General features: G+C 73.2%; 18 protein-coding genes. 9 read left to right on the top strand and 9 right to left on the bottom strand.

Annotation, left to right across the window (positions count from 1 at the left end; genetic code table 11):
- From treY to ACOJUF_RS04025, 6 genes are all read left to right on the top strand, one after another.
- Positions 1 to 2,187, top strand: a 2,187-nt coding sequence (treY, locus tag ACOJUF_RS04050; RefSeq protein WP_420120582.1) for a malto-oligosyltrehalose synthase, incomplete at its 5' end; no start/stop codon positions are given.
- Between the two features lie 4 nt (positions 2,188 to 2,191).
- A complete protein-coding gene (gene treZ / locus ACOJUF_RS04045) occupies positions 2,192 to 3,970 on the top strand; it encodes a malto-oligosyltrehalose trehalohydrolase (RefSeq protein ID WP_420120581.1) in 1,779 nt (592 codons plus the stop codon).
- A gap of 36 nt (positions 3,971 to 4,006) precedes the next feature.
- On the top strand, positions 4,007 to 4,429 hold the full coding sequence (locus tag ACOJUF_RS04040) for an organic hydroperoxide resistance protein (RefSeq protein WP_420120580.1): 423 nt from the start codon (positions 4,007 to 4,009) through the stop codon (positions 4,427 to 4,429).
- Between the two features lie 359 nt (positions 4,430 to 4,788).
- Positions 4,789 to 6,114 (top strand): hypothetical protein, encoded by a 1,326-nt coding sequence (locus ACOJUF_RS04035; protein WP_420120579.1) that lies wholly within the window; start codon positions 4,789 to 4,791, stop codon positions 6,112 to 6,114.
- Positions 6,115 to 6,256: 142 nt separating this feature from the next.
- Positions 6,257 to 7,780 (top strand): cryptochrome/photolyase family protein, encoded by a 1,524-nt coding sequence (locus ACOJUF_RS04030; RefSeq protein ID WP_420120578.1) that lies wholly within the window; start codon positions 6,257 to 6,259, stop codon positions 7,778 to 7,780.
- Positions 7,781 to 7,905: 125 nt separating this feature from the next.
- Complete coding sequence (locus ACOJUF_RS04025) at positions 7,906 to 8,115, top strand: hypothetical protein (protein WP_420120577.1); 210 nt, start codon at positions 7,906 to 7,908, stop codon at positions 8,113 to 8,115.
- Positions 8,116 to 8,134: 19 nt separating this feature from the next.
- Here the strand turns inward: ACOJUF_RS04025 and ACOJUF_RS04020 are convergent, their stop codons facing one another.
- Entirely contained in the window at positions 8,135 to 8,881 is a 747-nt protein-coding gene (locus ACOJUF_RS04020) for a YaaA family protein (protein ID WP_420120576.1), read from the bottom strand.
- Positions 8,882 to 8,909: 28 nt separating this feature from the next.
- On the opposite strand from ACOJUF_RS04020, the gene ACOJUF_RS04015 reads away from it, so the two are divergent.
- Complete coding sequence (locus ACOJUF_RS04015; protein WP_420120575.1) at positions 8,910 to 9,413, top strand: DinB family protein; 504 nt, start codon at positions 8,910 to 8,912, stop codon at positions 9,411 to 9,413.
- A gap of 30 nt (positions 9,414 to 9,443) precedes the next feature.
- Here ACOJUF_RS04015 and ACOJUF_RS04010 read toward each other — a convergent pair whose 3' ends face one another.
- The 6 genes from ACOJUF_RS04010 to metH form a co-directional block, all read right to left on the bottom strand.
- Positions 9,444 to 11,573, bottom strand: a complete 2,130-nt coding sequence (locus ACOJUF_RS04010) for a xanthine dehydrogenase family protein molybdopterin-binding subunit (RefSeq protein ID WP_420120574.1) — start codon at positions 11,571 to 11,573, stop codon at positions 9,444 to 9,446.
- On the bottom strand, positions 11,570 to 12,556 hold the full coding sequence (locus ACOJUF_RS04005) for an FAD binding domain-containing protein (RefSeq protein WP_420120573.1): 987 nt from the start codon (positions 12,554 to 12,556) through the stop codon (positions 11,570 to 11,572). Before ACOJUF_RS04005 ends, ACOJUF_RS04010 begins: the two co-directional genes overlap by 4 nt.
- Positions 12,556 to 13,101, bottom strand: a complete 546-nt coding sequence (locus ACOJUF_RS04000; RefSeq protein ID WP_420120572.1) for a 2Fe-2S iron-sulfur cluster-binding protein — start codon at positions 13,099 to 13,101, stop codon at positions 12,556 to 12,558. The genes ACOJUF_RS04005 and ACOJUF_RS04000 overlap by 1 nt, the downstream gene beginning before the upstream one ends.
- 133 nt (positions 13,102 to 13,234) lie before the next feature.
- Positions 13,235 to 13,618, bottom strand: coding sequence for an SRPBCC family protein (locus ACOJUF_RS03995; protein ID WP_420120571.1), 384 nt, complete (start codon positions 13,616 to 13,618; stop codon positions 13,235 to 13,237).
- Position 13,619: 1 nt separating this feature from the next.
- Positions 13,620 to 14,321, bottom strand: a complete 702-nt coding sequence (locus ACOJUF_RS03990) for an HAD family hydrolase (RefSeq protein WP_420120570.1) — start codon at positions 14,319 to 14,321, stop codon at positions 13,620 to 13,622.
- A complete protein-coding gene (gene metH, locus ACOJUF_RS03985) occupies positions 14,318 to 17,890 on the bottom strand; it encodes a methionine synthase (RefSeq protein ID WP_420120569.1) in 3,573 nt (1,190 codons plus the stop codon). Before metH ends, ACOJUF_RS03990 begins: the two co-directional genes overlap by 4 nt.
- A 175-nt stretch (positions 17,891 to 18,065) precedes the next feature.
- Here metH and ACOJUF_RS03980 point away from each other — a divergent pair, with 175 nt between their 5' ends.
- Entirely contained in the window at positions 18,066 to 18,926 is an 861-nt protein-coding gene (locus ACOJUF_RS03980; protein ID WP_420120568.1) for a PAC2 family protein, read from the top strand.
- Between the two features lie 168 nt (positions 18,927 to 19,094).
- Here the strand turns inward: ACOJUF_RS03980 and ACOJUF_RS03975 are convergent, their stop codons facing one another.
- On the bottom strand, positions 19,095 to 19,460 hold the full coding sequence (locus tag ACOJUF_RS03975; protein ID WP_420120567.1) for a WhiB family transcriptional regulator: 366 nt from the start codon (positions 19,458 to 19,460) through the stop codon (positions 19,095 to 19,097).
- An 89-nt stretch (positions 19,461 to 19,549) separates the two neighbouring features.
- Here ACOJUF_RS03975 and ACOJUF_RS03970 point away from each other — a divergent pair, with 89 nt between their 5' ends.
- Positions 19,550 to 20,827, top strand: coding sequence for an ROK family transcriptional regulator (locus ACOJUF_RS03970; RefSeq protein WP_420120566.1), 1,278 nt, complete (start codon positions 19,550 to 19,552; stop codon positions 20,825 to 20,827).
- Between the two features lie 4 nt (positions 20,828 to 20,831).
- Here the strand turns inward: ACOJUF_RS03970 and mshC are convergent, their stop codons facing one another.
- On the bottom strand, positions 20,832 to 22,049 hold the full coding sequence (gene mshC, locus ACOJUF_RS03965; protein WP_420120565.1) for a cysteine--1-D-myo-inosityl 2-amino-2-deoxy-alpha-D-glucopyranoside ligase: 1,218 nt from the start codon (positions 22,047 to 22,049) through the stop codon (positions 20,832 to 20,834).
- Positions 22,050 to 22,085: the final 36 nt, after the last annotated feature.

Genomic DNA, 22,085 nt, shown 5'->3' with positions numbered 1-22,085 from the left:
CTGTCGCCGATCCTGGCCGCCGAGCCGGGATCGGGCCACGGCTACGACGTGGTCGTCCACGGCGAGGGGTACCCGGACCGGGGCGGCGACTCCGGCCTGCGCCGGGTGGCGCAGGCCGCCCACGCGGCCGGGCACGGCGTGCTGGTCGACATCGTGCCCAACCACGTCGGGGTGGCCACCCCGGAGGCCTCGGTCTGGTGGTGGGACGTGCTCACCCACGGTCAGGACTCCCCCTACGCCGGGTATTTCGACATCGAGTGGGGCGTCTCCGGCGGCAAGGTGCGGCTGCCCATCCTGGGTGACGACCCCGCCGACGGCGGCAGCGAACTGGACCAGGTGCGGATCGAGGACGGCTCGCTCTGGTACTACGACCACCGGCTGCCGCTGGCCCCGGGCACCGGGTCGGGCCCGGTCCGGGACGTGCTGGCCCGCCAGCACTACGAGCTGATGAACTACCGGCGGGCCGATACCGAGCTCAACTACCGGCGGTTCTTCGTGGTCAACGACCTGGCCGCGATCCGGGTGGAGCTGCCCGAGGTGTTCGCCGCCTCGCACGCCGAGATCCGTCGCTGGATCGACCGCGGCTGGGTGGACGGGCTGCGCATCGACCATCCGGACGGCCTGGCCGACCCCGGCCGGTACCTGGACGACCTGGCCGAGCTGACCGGCGGCCGGTACGTGCTGGTCGAGAAGATCATCGAGGGCGACGAGACGCTGCCGGCCGCCTGGGCGTGCGCCGGCACCACCGGCTACGACGCGCTCGCCGCGGTGGACCGGCTGTTCGTCGACCCGGCCGGCGAACCGGCACTGGACGTGCTGGACACCCAGCTGCGCGGCGGCCTGCGCGTGGAGTGGGAGGCGATGACCCGCGGCACCAAGCGCGCGGTGGCCGACGGCCTCCTGCGCTCGGAGGTGCTGCGGCTGGCCCGGCTGGTGCCCGATGTGGCGAGCGCCGACGACGGCATCGCCGAGCTGCTGAGCTCGCTGGCGGTGTACCGCACCTACCTGCCGATCGGCGGCGACCAGCTCACCGCCGCGGTCGACCGGGCGACGACGGCCCGGCCCGAGCTCACCGCGACCCTGCGCGAGCTGGACCGGCGGCTGCGGCAGGTCGGCACCGAGTTCTCCACCCGCTTCCAGCAGACCTCCGGCATGGTGATGGCCAAGGGCGTCGAGGACTGCGCGTTCTACCGGTGGAGCCGGCTCACCAGCCTGACCGAGGTCGGCGGCGAGCCCGGCGATTTCGCGCTCTCGCCGGCCGCGCTGCACGACGTGCACGCCCGGCGGCTGGCCCAGTCGCCGCACACCATGACCGCGCTGTCCACCCACGACACCAAGCGGGCCGAGGACGTGCGCGCCCGGATCTCGGTGCTGTCCGAGCGGCCGCAGGAGTGGGCCGCGGCGGTGCGGCGGTGGAACCGGCTCGCCCCGCTGGGTGACGGGGCGCTGGCCAACCTGCTGTGGCAGGCGACCGTGGGCGCCTGGCCCATCGACCGGGAGCGGCTGCACGCCTACGCGGAGAAGGCGGCCCGGGAGGCCGGCGTCTCCACCGCCTGGATCGACCCGGACACGGCCTTCGAAGAGCGGCTGCACGCGCTCGTCGACGCCGTCTACGACGATGCCGATCTGGCCGCCCAGATCGCCGAGTTCGCCGCCGACCTCACCGGTCCCGGGTGGTCGAACTCGTTGTCGGCCAAGCTGGTGCAGCTGCTCGCGCCCGGTGTGCCGGACGTCTACCAGGGCACCGAGCTCTGGGACTTCTCGCTGGTCGACCCGGACAACCGGCGCGACGTCGACTATGCGACCCGGCGCGACCTGCTGAGCCGGCTCGACGACGGCTGGCAACCGCCGGTGGACGCCGATGGTGCGGCCAAACTGCTGGTCACCAGCCGGGCGCTGCGGCTGCGCCGCGAGCGGCCGGAGCTGTTCACCGGCTATGCGGCGGTCGCCGCCGACGGGCCGGCCGCCGACCACGTCGTGGCGTTCGACCGCGGTGGGGCGCTGGCCGTCGTCACCCGGCTGCCGGTCGGGCTGGCCGCCGCGGGCGGGTGGCGGGACACCGTGCTGCACCTGCCGCCCGGGACGTGGCGCGACGAGCTCACCGGCCGCCCGGCCGGGGCCGAGCACGTCGCCGTCGGCGACCTGCTCGACCTCTACCCCGTCGCGTTGCTGGTGCGGGAGGGCTGAACCGATGGCCGAGCAGATCCGGGTGTGGGCGCCCCGGGCCGAGCGGGTCGACCTGGTCGTGCCGCCCACCGGGGCGGTGCCGGGTGGGGGTGAGTCACCTGCCGATCACCCGATGACCGCCGCCGGGGGCGGCTGGTGGACCGTGCCGGCGCCGGAGGGCCTGCGCGACTACGGGTTCCGGCTGGACGGCGAGGACACCGTGCGGCCCGACCCGCGGTCCCGGTGGCAGCCGGACGGGGTCGACGGGCCGACCCGGCGGTTCGATCCGGACGAGTACGAGTGGGGCGACGGGGCCTGGACCGGGCGCCGGCTGGCCGGCAGCATCATCTACGAGCTGCACGTCGGCACCTTCACTCCGGAGGGCACCCTCGACGCGGCTGCCGGCAAGCTCGACCACCTGCTGTCCATCGGCGTGGACATGGTGGAACTGCTGCCGGTCAACGCCTTCGCCGGCACCCACAACTGGGGCTACGACGGCGTGCTCTGGTACGCGGTGCAGGACAGCTACGGCGGCCCGCGGGCCTACCAGCGGTTCGTCGACGCCTGCCACCGGCGTGGGATCGGCGTGATCCAGGACGTCGTCTACAACCACCTGGGCGCCGGCGGCAACCACATCCCGCTGTTCGGGCCGTATCTCAACCCGACCGCGGGCGGCAGCCCGTGGGGCGACAGCATCAACCTGGACGGTCCGGACTCGGGTGAGGTCCGCCGCTACATCGTGGACAACGTGGTCATGTGGCTGCGCGACTACCACGTCGACGGGCTCCGGCTGGACGCGGTCCACGCGCTCAACGACAGCCACGCCACCCACCTGCTGGAGGACATCGCCAAGCGGGTCGACGCGCTGGCCCCGCACGTGCGGCGTCCCCTGTCCCTGATCGCCGAGTCCGACCTGAACGACCCCAAGCTGATCACTCCGCGCGAGGCCGGCGGCTACGGCCTGACCGCGCAGTGGAACGACGATTTCCACCACGTCCTGCACGTCGCGTTGACCGGCGAGACCGAGGGCTACTACGCCGATTTCGGTCGCATGTCGGACATCGCCAAGGTGCTGACGCGGGGCTTCTTCCACGACGGCACGTTCTCCAGCTTCCGCGGCCGCGACCACGGCCGGCCGGTCGACACGCTGACCACGCCGGCCTGGCGGTTCCTGGGGTACGCGCAGAACCACGACCAGGTCGGCAACCGGGCGGCCGGTGATCGGCTGAGCGCGACGCTGTCCACCGACCGGCTGGCCATCGCCGCGGTGCTGGTGCTGACCGCACCCTTCACCCCGATGCTGTTCATGGGCGAGGAGTGGGCGGCGGCGACACCCTGGCAGTTCTTCACCTCGCACACGGACCAGTTCCTGGCCGACGCGACCCGGCAGGGCCGGGTCGAGGAGTTCGCCCGGATGGGCTGGGACCAGGACCTGGTGCCCGACCCGCAGGCCCGGTCGACGTTCGAGAACTCCAAGCTCGATTGGTCCGAGCCCGCCGGCGGGGACCACGCGCGGATCCTGGGGCTGTATCGGGACCTGGCCGCGTTGCGCCGGGCCCGGGCCGAACTGACCGACCCGTGGTTCGGCACGGTCGACACCGCCTTCGACGACGACGAACGGTGGCTGCTGATCGACCGGTCCGGGCTGCGCATCGCGGTGAACCTGGCCGACGAACCGCGCACGGTGCCGCTGCGCGGTCCGGCCGGCCCGGTGCTGCTGGCGACCGGGCCGGGCGTCCGGGTCGACGGCGAGCGGCTGGTGCTGCCCCCCACGACGGCGGTCGTGCTCGGTCCGGCAAGCTGAGCGGGACACCCCACCCCCCAGCGCCGGGAGGCACCGATGGCCCTGTCCTACTCCACCACCGCCACCGCCTGGGGCGGCCGCATGGGGCGGGTCGCCACCTCCGACGGCCGCCTGGACTACCAGCTCTCGATGCCCGAGGGCATGGGCGGTGAGGGCGGCGACGGGACCAACCCGGAGCAGCTGTTCGCCGCCGGGTACGCCGCCTGCTTCCACAACGCGGTGCGGTCCGTCGCCCGCAGGCTCAAGGCCGACGTGACCGACTCCGCCGTCTCCTGCACGGTGACGATCGGCGGGACGGTCGCCGACGGCTTCCGGTTGGCGATCCGGATCGAGGCCGAGATGCCCGGCCTGGACCCGCGGACGGCCCGGCAGGTGCTCGACGGCGCGCACGACCGCTGTCCCTACAGCCGGGCCCTGCGCGGCAACCACGACCTGGAGCTGGTGCTGGTCGAGGGCTGATCGCGCACCCGCCCGCGGGCCTGCCCTCATCCGGCCGCGGTCCGCGGGCCGGCGTATCGTTCGGATCGACCGAGGCCGTCGATGCGGCCTGGACATCAACGGCCCTCGGGCCGACCCGTCGCAGGGGGTCCATGATGGCCGGCCGGGGCTGCCTCCCTCATACACGGGTGCGACGGGCGGCGCCCGCGTTCACGGCCGAGCCACCCACTCATCCCGCGACCGTCCACCCTCCCGCGACGGTCGACGGCGCCATCTCGGCACTGCCCGTCGGCGGCCTTGCCCGGTGGCCGGCTGCCGGACGGGTGGAGCTGTCCGGGAGGGAGCCAGGAGCGGCCGAGCCGGCCCCGGTCCTGTCACCGTTGGCCCTCCTGCGGCGGCGGGCCGCGATCGACGCCGGCGCCGACCACCCCGAGTTGGGCAGCGGGGCCGCGGAGCCCGGCCGGCCGGTGCCCGCCGCCCCGTCCGCGACGATCCGCCGGAGCATGGGCTTCGAGTACGAGCTCGATTCGCTGCGGACCCGCCACACCGACAGCTTCGCCTGGAACCCGTGGTCGAACTGGGTCCAGCACGGGGCCGGCGACCGCATGCAGCACCGGGCGGGCTACGACATCACCGCCGACATCGGGGACGGCTACTCCCGGGTCGAGTTCGTCACCGACGCCTTCGACGAGCACACGCAGCTGCCCGCCCTGCAGCAGGTCGTCCAGGATGTCCGGGACGACATCGACGCCATGCGCAGGGTCAGCCTGGCGCACGAGTCCAAGGGGTATCTGGCCGGTACCCCCCTCGGCGGTACCCAGGGCTGGTGGGCCACGGACCGCTGGGTCGGGCTCGATCGCATTCCCCGACTGGGTGGCAGCTGGCGTGAGCAGGTGGAGTTCGCCGCGTCGCCGAACTCCCTGCTCAGCGGTCAGCTGCAGCTGACCGGCGGATTCACCATCGATGGTCTCGAGCGTCTGGTGTCGGGGCGGGAACTGGGCGACGTCCGCACCTGGCCGGAGGGGTGGCAGCAGGATGTCCGCCAGTTCCTGACCGCCTACGCCCATCTCGATGCCCCCAGCGACCTGTACCGGCGGTGCGTCGACGCGGTCAAGAGCCGGCAGCCGAACCGCGCGCGGTTGGATGGACCGGCCGCTGAGCGGGCCCAGGCCGGCATCGCGGCCGTGCTGTCGGTGATGGCGCAGGCGCCGATCGCCTACCGAAATGCCGGAACCCAGGCGGGCCTGCTCATCGCCAAGACCGATTACGCCGGGGTGCTCGCGCAGTTGCACGCGCAGACGGGTGTCGTCCTGGATGCCGACCGGCTGCTGGGTGCGTTGCTCGACGTGGTCAACAGCTTCGTCGATGAGGAGGCCGGGCCGGACAGTCCGGTCTTCCGCGGGGACGACGAGCTGGATCTGGGCCGGGTGAGCTTTGCCCGGTGGATCGCCGCCCTTCTGCCGCCGGCCAGCGCGACCGAGGATGTCGCCGTCAGCCGGGATCTGATGACCCGCCAGCACTATCCCGGCACGACCGTCGAGCGGACGGCCCTGCGGACCTATGGGCCCTACGGCGACCGGGTGGACCCGGGCGGGAAGGCCATCTTCGAGTTGCGCAGCCTGATCATGAATCCGGTTGCCGACCTCGCCGACCTGACCGACGCCCTGGCCGACCTGATGAGGGCGATCAACCGGCCCGCAGAGTGACCGGCTGCACTCGGTGTCGCGCGTCCATCCGGACCTTCGATGAGCAGCGTTCGCCCGTGTCGATGACCGCTGCCCGGGCCCATGCCGACCGAGGACGAACCGGCGTTGATTGCGTACCCGCAGCGCGGGGAATCCGGATGGAGTGAGCGCGTCCTCCCCCACCCGGTGGCTGTTCGGCGACCACCTCGGCCCGCACTTCCTGGACGCCGACGACCAGCCGGTGCTGCTGGTGGAGTCCCGGCGGGCGTTCGTGCGCCGCCGGTTCCACCGGCAGAAGGCGCACCTGGTGCTGTCGGCGATCCGGCACCGCGCGGCCGAGCTCGGCGAGCGCTGCGACTTCCGGCAGGTCGGCGGGTACGCCGAGGCCCTGGACGGGCGGGCGTCCGGCGGGCCCCTGTCGGTGTGCCATCCCACGACCCGCGCCGCCCTCGCGTTCGTCCGGGCACGCCCGGAGGTGCAGGTGCTGCCGGCCCGGGGGTTCGCCACCGGGATGGACGAGTTCGCCGCCTGGACGGAGGGTCGGGGCGCGCGGCGGCTGTTGATGGAGGACCACTATCGGGCCGCCCGGCGGCGGCTGGACGTGCTGATGGACGGCGACGAGCCGGCCGGGGGCCGGTGGAACTTCGACGAGGAGAACCGGGAGCCCCCGCCGAAGCGTCCCGGCCGGCGCGCGACGGCCGGGACGCCGCACACCCTCGGGGTACCCGAGCCCTGGTGGCCCGAGGAGGACGAGATCGACGAGCAGGTCCGCGCGGACCTGGACCGCTGGGCGCGCGACGGCGACGTGGCGTTCATCGGCCGGGACGGGCCGCGCCGGTTCGCCGCCACCCGGGCCGAGGCCCTGCGGGTGCTGGACCGGTTCGTCGCCGAGCGCCTGCCGTTCTTCGGCCGGTACGAGGACGCGATGCTCGCGGACGACGCCTGGATGGCCCATTCGTTGCTGTCGGCGCCGCTGAACCTGGGCCTGCTGGATCCGATCGAGGTGGTGCAGCGCATCGAGCAGGCCTACCGGGACGGCGCCGTGTCCATCGCGGCGGCGGAGGGAGCGGTGCGCCAGATCATCGGCTGGCGCGACTACGTCTGGCATCTGTACTGGCATCTCGGCGCGGACTACCCCGCCGGCAACGCGTTGCGGGCCCGGCGGGCCCTGCCGGACTGGTTCGCCGAACTGGACGCCGATGCGGTGCAGGCCCGCTGCCTGTCCGGCGTGCTGGCGGACCTGCGCGACCACGGCTGGGTGCACCACATCCCGCGGCTGATGGTGCTGGGCAACTGGGCGCTGCAGCGTGGCTGGCGCCCGGACGAGGTCACCGACTGGTTCCACCGGGCCTTCGTCGACGGGTACGAGTGGGTCATGGTCGCCAACGTGGTGGGCATGTCGCAGTTCGCCGACGGCGGCCGGATCACCACCAAGCCCTACGCCGCCGGTGGCGCCTACATCAACCGGATGAGCGACTACTGCGGCCCGTGCCGGTACCGGCCGACGGTCCGGGTGGGCGAGGACGCCTGCCCGTTCACCGCCGGCTACTGGAACTTCCTGCACCGGCACCGGGCCGACCTGGAGGGCAACCACCGGATGGTCCAGGCGGTGCGCGGGCTCGACCGGCTGGCCGACCTCGAGCCGCTGCTGGATCAGGAGCGGCGCCGCGGATCGGCGGCCCCGTGATGCGCAACGATCCGCGTCACGACGGCGACCGAGCGTGTTCGCCCAGGCAAAGGGGTGAACAGTTGCGTTCCGCGCGCATTGAGCTACGCTCGGTAACGCATCGGCGCGTCCGTTCAGGGGGGACCATGGTTCAGGAAGTGCGGGTCGGGTGTGTGTCGTGCGGGCGGGAGAGCCGGCTCGGTTCGGTCTCCTCCGACGGCCGCTCCACGCTCGAGATCAGCGGCTGCCAGGTGGTCTGCCCGTCCTGCCGCCGGCGCATCACCATCGGCCGGGGCGTGTTCACCTTCAATCCGGACGGCCTGCTGCCCACCTACCGGCCGGCGACCGTCGCCTGAGCCGGGCCCACCGCCGGCGTCAGGTCACCACGTCGATCGTCCGCTCGCCGGTCCGCTCGATCCGCAGGCCCGCCCGCCGCGCCACCCGGATCAGGGCGGGCACGTCCTCGACCACCGCGCGGGTGGCGACCAGGGCCCGGGCCAGCCGACCCTTGGCCGCCTTGGAGAGATGGCTGACCACGCTCCGGCTGGCCGGGTCGCCGGGCACCGCCTCGGACAGCACCCGGACGGTGACCGCCCCGGGGGCCGGGGCGAACGCGGCGTAGGCCCCGGACCGCAGATCGACCACCAGCCCGTCCAGGTCGGCGAGCACGGGCGCCAGCGCCGGGCGCCAGCGGGCGGCGACCGGGCCGCTGCCGGGGAGCCGGGAACCGGCCGAGAACCGGTAGGCCGGGATCGGGTCCCCGCCGCGGACCAGGCCGAACAGGGCCGAGGCGATGAGCAGCCGGTCGGCCGCGCGGGCCCGGGCCGCCGGCGGCAGCCCGGCGACGTCGAGCTGGTCGTACAGCACACCGGTGTACCGCTGCAGGGCCGGCCGGGTCGGGCTGGTCCGCACGGACGCCGAGACGGCGATCTCCGCGTCCTGCCGGGCGGACAGGCCCAACGCGGGCCGGGCGCGGGCCGGGTCGGCGCACAGCTCGACCAGGCGGCCGATCAGCTCGTCCCGCACCGGGCCGAGCGCGGGGAACCCCAGCGCGGCCGGGTCGAGCGGGGGTCCGTCGCCCCCGGGCGCCTTGGTCTCCGACGGAGGCAGCAGTACATGCACGGACAGGCACCTTACGTACGCTGGGCCGGTGCCTGACGACGGCCCGGGCGACCGGGCGGATCCGGAGTGGGTCGATGACCAGCGGGCCCGGATCGCCGAGCTCATCGACGAGTACCGCGGCCGCCTCGGTGGCTGCCTCGACGGGTTGACCGAGCAGGAGGCGCGGCGCCGGCTGGTGCCGTCGAAGACGACCCTGCTCGGCCTGGTCAAGCATCTGACCTTCGTCGAGGGCGTCTGGTTCGACCAGGCGGTCACCGGGCAATCCGCGACGGAGATCGGCATCGCCCGCACCGTCGACGGGTCGTTCACCCTGTCCCCGGCCGACACGATCGAGAGCGTCGGAGCCGCCTACCGGGCGCGGTGGCTGCGATCCCGGGAGGTGATGGCGGGCCGGCGACCCGACGACGTCGTCGACGGCCGCGGTACCCGGCCGGTGTGGGCGCTGGAACTGCAGGTGCTGCGGGAGCTGGCCCACCACTGCGGGCATGCCGACATCCTGCGCGAGCAGATCCTCGCGGCCCGCGAGGCCTGACCGGGCGCCGCGCCGGCCCCGCCGCCGTCCTCACTCCCAGGCGGTGAACAGCCGGTCGGGAGTGAACGGCAGGTCCCGCAGGCGCACGCCGGTGGCCCGGTGGACGGCGTTACCGATCGCGGCCGGCACGCCGACGATGCCGAGCTCGCCGATGCCCTTGGCCCCGGTCGCGCCGAACCACGGGTCGAACTCCTCCAGGCAGATCGCCTCGAGCCCGACCACGTCGGCGTGGGCGGCGATGTGGTAGCCGGCGAGGTCACCGTTGACCACGTGCCCGAACCGCTCGTCCAGGTACCCCTCCTCGTGCAGGGCGGCCGAGATGCCCATGGTCATGCCGCCGATCAGCTGGCTGCGGGCCGTCCGCGGGTTGACGATCCGGCCGCCGGCGAAGACGCCGAGCATCTTCTCGACCCGCACCTCGCCGGTCACGTCGCTGACCCGGACCTGGGCGAAGTGGGCACCGAAGGCATGCCGCGAGTAGCTCCGGGCGCCGCGCGGCAGGCGGCCGAACGCGGTCACCCGGTCGCCCTGCGCCGGACGGTCGCCGTACTTGCGCCGGAACTTGCGCGCCGCGGCGGCGATGGCGTCACCCCAGCCGTAGGTGCCGCCGGACCCGCCGGCCGGCATTGCCCAGGGCAGCCCGGACCGGCCGATCTCGGCGTCGACCAGGTCGATCGGGACGCCGAGCGCGTCCGCGGCGATCTGCGGCAGGATCGTCCAGGCTCCGGTGCCGATGTCGCTGGCCTGCAGCTCCACCCGGTACCGGCCGCCCGAGAAGGCGATGCCGGCCCGGCTCGGCACGAGCGAGAAGCTGGGGAAGGTGGCCGCGGCCACCCCCATCCCGACCAGCCATTCGCCGTCGCGCCGGGTGCCCACCGGTGCCCGTTCCGACCACCCGAACAGCTCAGCCCCCTCGCGCAGGCAGGCGACGAGATTGCGCGTGCTGAAAGGCTTTCCGGTTTCCGGGTCGCGGTCCGGCTCGTTGCGGATGCGCAGCTCGATCGGGTCGACGCCGACCCGGTCGGCCAGTTCGTCCAGTGCCGTCTCCAGCGCGAACATGCCCGTCATCTCGCCCGGCGCCCGCATGAAAACCCCTGGCGCGGAGTCCTGTTCGACGGCGTGATGGATCGTGCGCAGGTGCGGCACGGCGTACAGCGTGCGGGTGGCCGACAGGGTCTGGTCGACGTACCGCTTCACCTTGGCGGTGGGCGCCCAGCTCTGGTGGTCCACCGCGATCAGCCGGCCGGTCTCGTCGGCGGTCGCGCGGATGCGCTGCACGCTGGCCGGGCGGTGCCCGGTCGTCCGGAACATCTGCTGCCGGGTCATCGCGTACTTGACGGCCCGTCCGGGCAGCAGCTTGGCCGCCATCGCCACCAGCACCAGGTGTGGGTGCGGCCAGCCCTTGGTCCCGAACGACCCGCCGACGTAGGGCGAGATCACCTCGATCTGGTTGGGCAGCAGGCCCAGCACCGGCGCCAGCATCGCTCCGTGCACCCCGGTGCCCTGGTTGGCGTCGTAGAGGGTCAGCCGGACCTCGGCCGGGGCCAGCTTGGACGCCTCGTGCCAGATGGCGGTGACGGTGTGCGGCTCGATCGGCGAGTGGAACTCCATCGGCGTGCTGTACTGCGCCTCGATCGAGATCCCCTGGCGCAGGCCGGCGTCCGGCTCGCCCCGCTCGTAGGCGCCGTGCTTGAAGGCGTTGACCCGGCGGGGTACGAAGGCGGCCGGGTGGTCCGGGCCGAAGCCCAGCTCGGCCGGCTGCTCCTGGTAGGTCACCTCGATCAGGGCCGCCGCCTGCCGGGCGATCGCGGCCGTGTCCGCGACCACCGCCCCGACGAACTCGCCCCGGTAGGACACCTCGGGGGACTGCAGGATGATCAGCGGCGCGTCCGTCCGCAGCCGGGTCCGCGGCGCGTTGCGGTGGGTCAGGATCAGCCGGACGCCGGGCAGCGCCGCCGCATCGGCGTCGTCGATGCCGGTGATCGTGCCCCGGGCGACCGTCGACACCAGCGGGAACAGGTAGGCCGGGTGGTCGACCGGTTGTTCGTAGGCGTACGGCGCGCTGCCGGTGACCTTGGCCGGGGCGTCCACCCGCATCCGCGCGGAATCCGCGACCGCGGCGGTCCCCGCCGGCCGCCGGGTCTGCGGCTCGGCGCTCATCGCGCACCGCCGGAGGTCAGCTCGCTCAGCACGGCCACGACGGTGTTGCGCACCAGGGGCACCTTGAACCGGTTCTGCTCCCCCGGTTCCGCCGCGGCCAGTTCCTGCTCGATCGCCGTGCGGAACCGGTCCGCGGTCGCCGGCTGCCCGCGCAGCGCCGCCTCCGCGACCCGCGCCCGGTACGGGCGGTGCGCGACCCCGCCCAGGGCCAGCCGCACGTCCTGCACCACGCCGTCGCGCACGTCCACCGCGGCCGCCACGGAGACCAGCGCGAACGCGTAGGAGGCACGCTCGCGGACCTTGCGGTACCGGGACCGGACGGCGAACGGCAGCGGCGGGATCTCGACCGCGGTGATCAGCTCGGCCGGGTCGAGCGTGGTGTCCAGCTCGGGCCGGTCCCCCGGCAGCCGGTGGAACTCGCCGAACGGGATCCGGCGCGGGCCACCCGGTCCGGCCACCACGACCTCGGCGTCCAGCGCGGCCAGCGGCACGCACAGGTCGGACGGGTGCACCGCCACGCAGGCCGGGGACGTGCCCAGGATCGCGTTGTACCGGCCGAAGCCCTCCGCGGCCGAACAGCCCGTCCCCGGCTCCCGCTTGTTGCACGGCGTCGTGAGGTCCTGGAAGTACACGCACCGGGTGCGCTGCAACAGGTTTCCCCCGGTGGTCGCCATGTTGCGGAGCTGGCCGGACGCCCCGGCCACGATCGCCTGGGTGAGGAACGGGAACTGCTCGCGCACCAGCGGATGGGCCGCCAGATCGCTGTTGCGCACGCCGGCGCCGATCACCAGGCCGCCGTCGGGGCGCCGGGCCACCTCGGCGAACGGCAGCCGCGACACGTCCACAACCCTTGCCGCGGAACGGATCCCGAGGCGCAGGTGATCGACCAGGTTGGTCCCGCCGGCGAGGAACACCGCGTCCGGCCCGATCCGGGCCAGCGCGTCGTCGACGGTGCTCGCCCGCTCGTACGTGAAGGGCCTCATCAGCGGTCTCCGCCCGGTCCGGCGAGGTCGGCCGCCACCACCGCTTCGATGGCGGCGACGATGTTGACGTAGGCGCCGCACCGGCACAGGTTGCCGCTCATCCGTTCCCGGATCTCGGTGGCCGTCAGGTCCACCTGCGGGTCGCGGACGTCGGGGCTGACGTGGCTGGGCATCCCGGCCCTGGCCTCGTCGAGCATCGCCACCGCGGAGCAGATCTGCCCGGGCGTGCAGTACCCGCACTGCAGGGCGTCGTGCTCGGCGAACGACCGCTGCATCGGTCCGAGATCGTCCGGCGTGCCCAGGCCGGCCGCCGTGGTGATCGCGGCCCCGTCGTAGGACGCGGCCAGGGCCAGGCAGGACACGATCCGGCGCCCGTCGGCGATCACCGTGCAGGCCCCACACTGCCCGTGGTCGCAGCCCTTCTTGACCGACATCACGCCGAACTCGTCGCGCAGCGCGTCGAGCACGGTGAGCCGGGCGTCCAGCGCGGCGACCCGGTCCACCCCGTCCACGACGAGCCGGACGGGAACGTGGTCAACGGTCATGGCAGGGTTCCTCTCTCGCCGGTCCGGCCCGGCCGGCGTCGTGACGAACCCCGCCGGCCAGCGGGACCCGGGCGCGCCGACGCCATCGTGACAGTGCACCCGCGGCGTTTCAACCGGGCCGGGTCGGGGCGTCTCACCGCACCAGCCGCCCCAGCGCGAGCCGGGCCACGGGCAGGTAGGCCAGCACCACCGGGGCCGGTCCGGACACGTCCAGCGTGGTGCGGGTGCCCGAGCCGGCCGGCTCGACCCCGTGCACCAGGGTGAGCGCGCCGACGACCGGCGGCTGCACCCGCCAGGTCCAGGAGCGGCGCTGCGCGTCGACGGCGAGGATCTCGAACGGGACGGCCAGCGCGCACGGCCCGCGGACGACCCCGGCCGTGCCCGGGGCCAGCTCGTCCCCGGCGTAGTCGACCCCCTGGATCTGCGGCGACCAGCCCGGCCACCGGTCGGGCCGGACGTAGCGGATCCAGACCAGATCGGGCGGGGCGGGGCCGGCTACGGCGACGGAACGCTGCACCTCACCCCTGTGCCCCGGGCCGGGCCCGATGGAACGCCGAATGCAGGTGCCGCAGCTCGTCGACCGTGGCCTCGAGCAGGGACGCGGCGAACACCCGGCCCGGCCCCTCCGGCACCGGCACCTCGGACGGCACCACCAGCACCGGGATCCCGGCCGCGACCGCCGCCGCGGTTCCCGACGGCGAGTCCTCCACGGCCAGGCACTCGTCCGCCGGCCGGCCCAGCCGCTGCATGGCCAGCAGGTACGGCGTGGGATCGGGCTTGGCCGCGGCCACCTCGTCGCCGCAGACCGACAGGTCGAAGCGGTGCGCTCCGAGCCGCCGCATGGCCACGTCGACGACGATCCGCGGCGAGCTGGTCACCAGCGCGGTGGTCACGCCGGCCGCGCGCAGCGCGTCGACGAGTTCCTGGGCGCCGGGCTGCCACATCAGCTCCTGGGCGAAGACCTCGGCGGCCCGCTCCAGCAGCTGCCGGGTGACCTCCGCCGGCGGCCGGTCCGACCCGAGCTCGGCCAGCATCAGGTCGACCGACGCCGGCACCGACAGGCCGGTCGTGCGGGCCAGCATCTCCTCGGTCAGCGAGCCGCCCAGGTCGGCCGCGATCAGCCGCATCGCGTCGGCCCACAGGGGCTCGGAGTCGACCACCGTCCCGTCGACGTCGAACAGCACCGCGCGGAGCTCGGCCGAGCGCCCGGTGCCGGTCATCGGGCCGCGAAGTACTTGGCCTCGGGATGGTGCGCGACCAGCGCCGAGGTCGACTGCTCGGGGTGCAGCTGGTACTCCTCGGACAGCTCGACGCCGATCCGCCCCGGCTCCAGCAGGGCCATCACCTTGGTCTGGTCGGTCAGGTCGGGGCAGGCCGGGTAGCCGAAGGAGTACCGGGCGCCCCGGTACTCCAGGTCGAAGAACTTCTCGATCTCCGCGGAGTCGTCGGCGGCGGCGTTCGAGCCGTCGGGGAAGACCAGCTCGGTCCGGATCCGCTGGTGCCAGAACTCGGCCAGCGCCTCGGTCAGCTGCACCGACAGCCCGTGCACCTCCAGGTAGTCCCGGTAGGCGTTGGCCGCGAACAGCTCGTTGGCGAAGTCGGCGATGCGCTGCCCCATGGTCACCACGGTGAACGCGATGACGTCGACCTGCCCGGACGCCTGCGCCGCGGCCCGGGAACGGTAGAAGTCGGCCAGGCACAGGTGGCGGTCGCGCCGCTGCCGCGGGAACGTGAACCGGCAGACCTCGGCGGCGTCGGGCCGCGGCTGCGCCAGCACGATCACGTCGTCGCCCTCCGAGACGCACGGGAAGTAGCCGTAGACCACGGCCGCCTCCAGCACCTTGTCGGTGTGCAGGCGGTCCAGCCAGTACCGCAGCCGGGGCCGGCCCTCCTTCTCGACCAGTTCCTCGTACGACGGGCCCTGGCCCCCGCGGGCGCCCCGCAGGCCCCACTGCCCCATGAACGTGGCCCGCTCGTCGAGCATGGTCGCGTAGTCGGCCAGGGCGACGCCCTTGACCACGCGGGCGCCCCAGAACGGCGGCGTGGGCACCGGGTTGTCGGCGGCGACGTCGCTGCGCTCGGGCAGCACCAGGTCCGCCTCCTGCGCCTGTGCCTCCGCCCGGCGCTTCTCGGCGATCCGCTGCGAACGTTCGTGCCGGGCCTTGCGTTCGGCGACCTTGGCGGCGTCCGCGGCCGCGGCCCGCGGGTCCAGCCCCTTCTTGCGGGCCATCACCCCGTCCATCAGCCGCAGCCCCTCGAACGCGTCGCGGGCGTACCGGACGTCGCCCTTGAACACCGACGACAGGTCGTTCTCCACGTACGACCGCGTCAGCGCCGCCCCGCCCAGCAGCACCGGATACTTCTCGGCCAGGCCGCGGGCGTTCATCTCCTCCAGGTTCTCCTTCATGATCACCGTGGACTTGACCAGCAGCCCGGACATCCCGATGGCGTCGGCCCCGCTGTCCTGGGCGGCCGACAGGATCGTCGAGATCGGTTGCTTGATGCCCAGATTGACCACGGAGTAGCCGTTGTTGGACAGGATGATGTCGACCAGGTTCTTGCCGATGTCGTGCACGTCGCCCTTGACCGTGGCCAGCACGATCGTGCCCTTGTTCGACGGACCTCCGTCACTGTCCTGTTCGATGTGCGGTTCCAGGTAGGCGACCGCGCTCTTCATCACCTCGGCCGAGGTCAGCACGAACGGCAGCTGCATCGCGCCGGAGCCGAACAGCTCGCCGACCGTCTTCATGCCCTCGAGCAGGGTGTCGTTGATGATCTCCAGGGCCGAGCGCCTGGACAGCGCTTCGTCGAGATCGGCCTCCAGCCCGTTGCGTTCGCCGTCGACGATGCGCCGCTGCAGCCGTTCGTCCAGGGGCAGCGCGGCCAGCTCGGCGGCCCGCGACGCCCGCCCGGCCGCGGTCGTGGCGCCCTCGAACATCTCGAGGATCCTCTGCAGCGGGTCGTAGCCCTCCCGCCGGCGGTCCCAGACCAGGTCCAGCGCGACGGTCCGCTGCTCCTCCGGGATGCGCGCCATCGGCAGGATCTTCGACGGGTGGACGATCGCCGAATCCAGGCCGGCGGCCGTGCACTCGGCCAGGAACACCGAGTTGAGCACCTGCCGCGCCGCGGGGTTCAGGCCGAACGAGACGTTCGAGATGCCCAGGGTGAAGTGCAGATCCGGGTGGGTGCGCTTGAGCTCGCGGATGGCCTCGATGGTCTCGATGCCGTCACGCCGGGTCTCCTCCTGCCCGGTCGCGATCGGGAACGTCAGGCAGTCGACCACGATGTCGCTCTCGGCCATCCCCCAGGTGCCGGTCAGGTCGGCGATCAGCCGCTCGGCGATCGCCACCTTGTGCTCGCGGGTACGGGCCTGGCCCTGCTCGTCGATGGTCAGCGCGACCACCGCCGCACCGTGCTCGACGACCTGCTGCATGATCCGGGTGTAGCGGGAGTCGGGACCGTCGCCGTCCTCGAAGTTGACCGAGTTCACGATGGACCGGCCGCCCAGGTGCTCCAGGCCGGCCTGGATGACGTCCGGCTCGGTGGAGTCGATCATGATCGGCAGCGTCGACGCGGTGGCCAGCCGCCCGGCCAGGGCGCTCATGTCCGTCGCTCCCTCGCGGCCGACGTAGTCCACGTTCAGGTCGAGCACGTGCGCGCCGTCGCGGGTCTGGCCCCGGGCGATCTCGATGCAGTTCTGCCAGTCCTGCGCCAGCATCGCCTCGCGGAACGCCTTGGATCCGTTGGCGTTCGTCCGCTCGCCGATCATCAGCACGGACGCGTCCTGCTGGAACGGCACCGCCTGGTAGAGCGAGGACAGGCCCGCCTCGCGCCGCGGCCGGCGGGGCGGCGGCGTGACGTGCCGCACGGCCTCGACCACCTGCCGCAGGTGCTCGGGGGTGGTGCCGCAACAACCGCCGACGAAGCCGAGGCCGAACTCGGTCACGAACCCGGACAGCGCCTCGGCCAGCTCGGACGGGGTCAGCGGGTACACCGCGCCGTGCGGTCCCAGCTGGGGCAGCCCGGCGTTGGGCATCACCGACACGCCGATCGTCGCGTGCCGGGACAGGTAGCGCAGGTGCTCGCTCATCTCGGCCGGGCCGGTCGCGCAGTTCAGCCCGATGTAGTCGACGCCCAGCGGCTCGATCGCGGTCAGCGCGGCCCCGATCTCCGAGCCGAGCAGCATCGTGCCCGTCGTCTCGACCGTGACGTGCACGATGATCGGCACCTGGATCCCGGACGCGGTCATCGCCCGCTTGGCGGCCAGGATCGCCGACTTGGCCTGCAGCAGGTCCTGGCACGTCTCGACGATGACGGCGTCGGCGCCGCCGTCCAGCAGGCCGGCGACCTCCTGCTGGTAGGCGTCCCGCAGGGCGACGTAACCGGCGTGGCCGAGGGTGGGCAGCTTCGTGCCCGGCCCCACCGACCCCAGGACGAACCGCGGGTGCTCGGGGGTGGCGAACTCGTCGGCCTCGGCCCGGGCCAAGGCGGCGCCGGCCCGGCTCAGCTCGTAGATGCGGTCGGGGATGTCGTACTCGGCCAGATTGGCCAGGTTGGCGCCGAAGGTGTTGGTCTCGATCGCGTCGACCCCCACCTCCAGGTAGGCCCGGTGGACGGCCCGGACGATGTCCGGCCGGGTCACGTTCAGGATCTCGTTGCACCCCTCGAGCCCGGCGAAGTCGTCCAGCGACGGGTCCTGGGCCTGCAGCATCGTGCCCATCGCGCCGTCGGCGACGAGCACGCGCTCGCTCAGGGCGGTCAGCAACGGGTGGCGAGGGGCAGCAGTCACAGGTACAGCGTAGGGCGGGATAACACACGGGAACGCATGACGCCAGAGCGTGTGGCGTCCGTGCGCGATCGGGGGACCCCGGCCACCCGCCTTTGCCGGCCGATCGCACGTACGCTGACCCGTGTGATGTGGACGGCGGACCGTGGCAGACGCGGGCGGACAACGAGGGGGCGCAATGAGTGAGTTCATGCCCCTGCGCAACCCGGTGATGATCGCCGCGTTCGAGGGCTGGAACGACGCCGGTGACGCCGCCAGCGCGGCGGTCGAGCAGCTGGGCCTGATCTGGGACGCGGTGCCCCTCACCGAGCTGGACCCGGAGGGCTTCTACGACTTCCAGGTCACCCGGCCGACGGTGCGGCTGGTGGACGGGGTGACCCGGACGATCGACTGGCCGACCACCCGGCTGTCGGTGTGCCGGCTGCCCGACGCTCCGGCCGACGTCATCCTGGTGCACGGCATCGAGCCGAACTTCCGCTGGCGGGCGTTCTGCGACGAGCTGCTCAAGATCGCGGTCGACCATCAGGTGGGCAAGGTGATCGGACTGGGCGCGCTGCTGGCCGACGTGCCGCACACCCGGCCGATCCAGGTCACCGGGTCGGCCCACGACGAGGAGACGGCGACCCGGCTGGGCCTGACCCGGTCCCGGTACGAGGGGCCGACGGGCATCGCCGGCGTGTTCCAGGACGCCTGCGTGCAGGCCGGGATCCCGGCCCTGTCGTTCTGGGCGTCGGTGCCGCACTACGTGTCGCAGGCACCCTCCCCCAAGGCGACGCTGGCGCTGCTGCACCGGGTCGAGGAGGTGCTCGACGTCGAGGTGCCGCTGGGCAACCTGCCGGCCCAGGCCGACGAATGGGAGATCGAGGTGACCCAGATCGCCTCCGAGGACGAGGAGATCTCGGAGTACATCCGGTCCCTGGAGGAGCGGGAGGAGCAGGACGAGCCGCTCAAGCCGGCCTCGGGCGAGTCGATCGCCGCGGAGTTCGAGCGCTACCTGCGCCGCCGGGGGCCGAAGCCGGGCGGGGATTCCTGGCGCTGACGCCCCGGTCGGGCAGGTTCGCCGGCCAGGCTGGTTCGCCGGTCAGGCTGGTGCGCCCGTCAGGCTGGTTCGCCGGTCAGGCTGGTTCGCTGATCAAAGCCGCGTTCGGCGGGACCGATCGGCCCGCTCGGCGCGGCTTTGATCAGCGAACGGGACCGGCGTCGGCGGTCAGCCGGTGGGCGCGCCCACCCGGGCGTCGGCCGCGGGGGCGGCGAACTGCTCACTGGCCATCATGTCGCGCAGGTCGGCGGACTTGGCCAGGACCTTGCGCCGCAGGCTGCGCCGGCCGCGGTTGAGCAGGACCAGGCGCTCCTCCTCGGACAGCCCGCCCCAGACGCCGTACTGCTCCTGGACCTCCAGGGCGTGCTGGCGGCACGCGTCGATCACCGGACACGAGGCGCAGACCTCCTTGGCCCGCAGCACCCGCTGGTCCCGGGACGGGCCCCGCTCCCCCCAGGGATGGAAGAAGAACGAGCTGGCCATTCCTCGACACGAGGCCTGCGCCTGCCAGTCCCAGGCCTCGGTCGTCGGCACCGGTAGTCGTCCGATGAAAGCCACTTTGCTTGGTCCTCCCGTTGTACGGTGGGCACGATCACAGAGATGCCAGGCCGGATTAGACAACGATGTCGGCGGCGGAGCCACTGGAGGCTGCGCAATCAGTTCCGGCCGGTGGCATTAACCTAGCAGACTTCTGTCGTCTTACCGGAATAAATGCTAATCTAGCCATGATGAATACGCCCGAGTCGCCCTCAGCCCGCCGGCAGCGCTCCCGACAGCAACTGCTTGAGGTGATCCGACGCGAGAACGGTGTCACCCGGGCCGACTTAAGCCTGATCACCGGCCTGTCCCGGAGCGCGGTCGCCGAGGCCGTCCAGGACCTGATGAACGAGCGGCTGATCGCCGAGGACGTGCTGTCGGGCGGTCGGGGCGTCGGCCGGGGCCGGCCGTCGGCCCTGCTGGTGGCCACCGGCGGCGACGGTCACGTCGTGGGCATCGATTTCGACCACGAGCGGGTCACCGTCGCGGTGGCCCAGGTGGACGGGCAGATCCGGGCCGAGGAGCACGCCGCGGTCAACGTCGACAGCGAGGCGGCCGCCGCCCTCGACGTCGCCGCCGGCATGGTGCATCGGCTGCTGGGCCAGACCGGCCTGAGCCTGGGCGAGATCCGTGCGGTGGCCGCCGGCGTGCCCGCCCCGCTGGACATCAAGACCAGCCGCATCCACCAGGCGTCGGTGCTCAGCGGCTGGGTCGGCCTCGACCCGGCCCGTGAGCTGGCCGACCGGCTGGGCCGGCCGGTCGTCATCGGCAACGACGCGGACCTGGGCGCGGCCGGCGAGCTGCGCTTCGGGGTGGCCAAGGGCGCCCGAGACTTCATCTACGTCAAGGCATCCGAGGGCATCGGGGCCGGTCTCGTGCTCGGCGGCTCGGTCTACCGGGGTGCCGCCGGCGCGGCCGGCGAGATCGGCCACACCCGGCTGGGCGAGCAGGGGGCCTGGTGCCGGTGCGGCAACCGCGGATGCCTGGAGACGGTGGTCTCCAGCACCCTGGTCCGCCAGCTGATGCGCGAGATCGGCCTGCCGGCCGGGCGAGACGAGATCTTCCCGCTCGCCGAGGTCGCCCTGCACCCGGTCATCGGCCGGTTCATCGCCGAGGCCGGGCGCACCCTGGGGCGGGTCCTGGCCGACCTGAGCAACTGCCTCAACCCCGGTCTGATCGTGCTCGGCGGCGAGCTCGGCACGGCCGGTGAGGCCCTGGCCGACGGTGTCCGCGAGTCGATCAACCGCTACGCCCAGCCGGCCATCGCGACCGCCGTCGAGGTCAAGCTGGCCGCGCTCGGCCTGCGCTCGGAACTGCTCGGCGCGATCGGGCTGGCCGGGCAGCACGCCCTGCTGGAGATCTGACGGATCAGATCAGCCGGACGCCCAGCAGCGCGTCGGCCGCGGCGGCCACCGCCGGCCCCGCCAGCCGGTCGTCGGCCGCCCAGGCGTCCAGCGCGGCCATCACGGCCGGGGTGTCCAGATCGTCGGCCAGCCGCTCGCGCATCGCCTCGACCACCCCGTCGGCGTCCGCGCCCGCGCGGCCGGCCGCCGCGCGCCACCGGCTCAGCCGCTCCTCCGCGGCGACCAGCACCTCGTCGGACCACGCGCGGTCCTGCCGGTAGTGCCCGGCGAGCAGGCCCAGCCGCATGGCCATCGGGTCGACGCCCTGGTGCAGCAACCGGGACACGAACACCAGGTTGCCCCTGGACTTGGACATCTTCTCCCCGTCCAGGCCGATCATGCCGGCGTGCGTGTAGTGCCGGGCGAACGGACGTTTGCCCGAGAGCACCTCGGCGTGCGCGGCCGAGCACTCATGGTGCGGGAAGATCAGATCGCTGCCGCCGCCCTGCAGGTCGATGACGGGCCCCAGCCGGTTCGCCGCGATGACGGCGCACTCGATGTGCCAGCCGGGCCGGCCCGGTCCCATCGGGGAGTCCCAGGACGGCTCGTCCGGCCGGGCCATCCGCCACAGCAGGGGGTCCAGCGGGTGCCGCTTGCCCGGCCGCTCCGGGTCGCCGCCGCGTTCGGCGGACAGGTGCAGCATCGTCGCCTCGTCGTAGCGCGACTCGTAGCCGAAATGACCGGACGTGGTGACGTCGAAGTAGACGTCGGGATACTGCTCGTCGGGCACCCGGTAGGCGGCGCCGGCGTCGATCAACTGCCGGACGGCGACGGCGATCTCGTCCACCGCCTCGACCGCGCCGATGTAATCGGCCGGTGGGATGACCCGCAGGGCGGTCATGTCGTCCCGGAACAGCCCGATCTCCCGCTCGGCGAGCTTGCCCCAGTACACGCCGTCCCGGTTGGCCCGCTCCAGCAGCGGGTCGTCCACGTCGGTGATGTTCTGCACGTAGTGCACTTGGTGGCCGGCGTCCAGCCACATCCGATGCACCAGGTCGAACGTGAGGTACGTGGCCGCGTGGCCCAGGTGGGTGGCGTCGTACGGGGTGATGCCGCAGACGTACATCGTCGCGGTCGGGCCCGGGTCCGTGGGCCGCACCTCCCCCGTCGCCGAGTCGTAGAGCCGCAGCTGGCGGCCCGCTCCAGGAATGCCGGGGATGGGGGGAGACGGCCACGATTGCACCGCACCACCCTAATTGCTGCTCAGCCGCGGCCCGGC

The organism is Nakamurella sp., from assembly GCF_048594475.1.
Classification (GTDB): domain Bacteria; phylum Actinomycetota; class Actinomycetes; order Mycobacteriales; family Nakamurellaceae; genus Nakamurella.
This window is presented reverse-complemented; position numbering and strand designations above follow the sequence as displayed.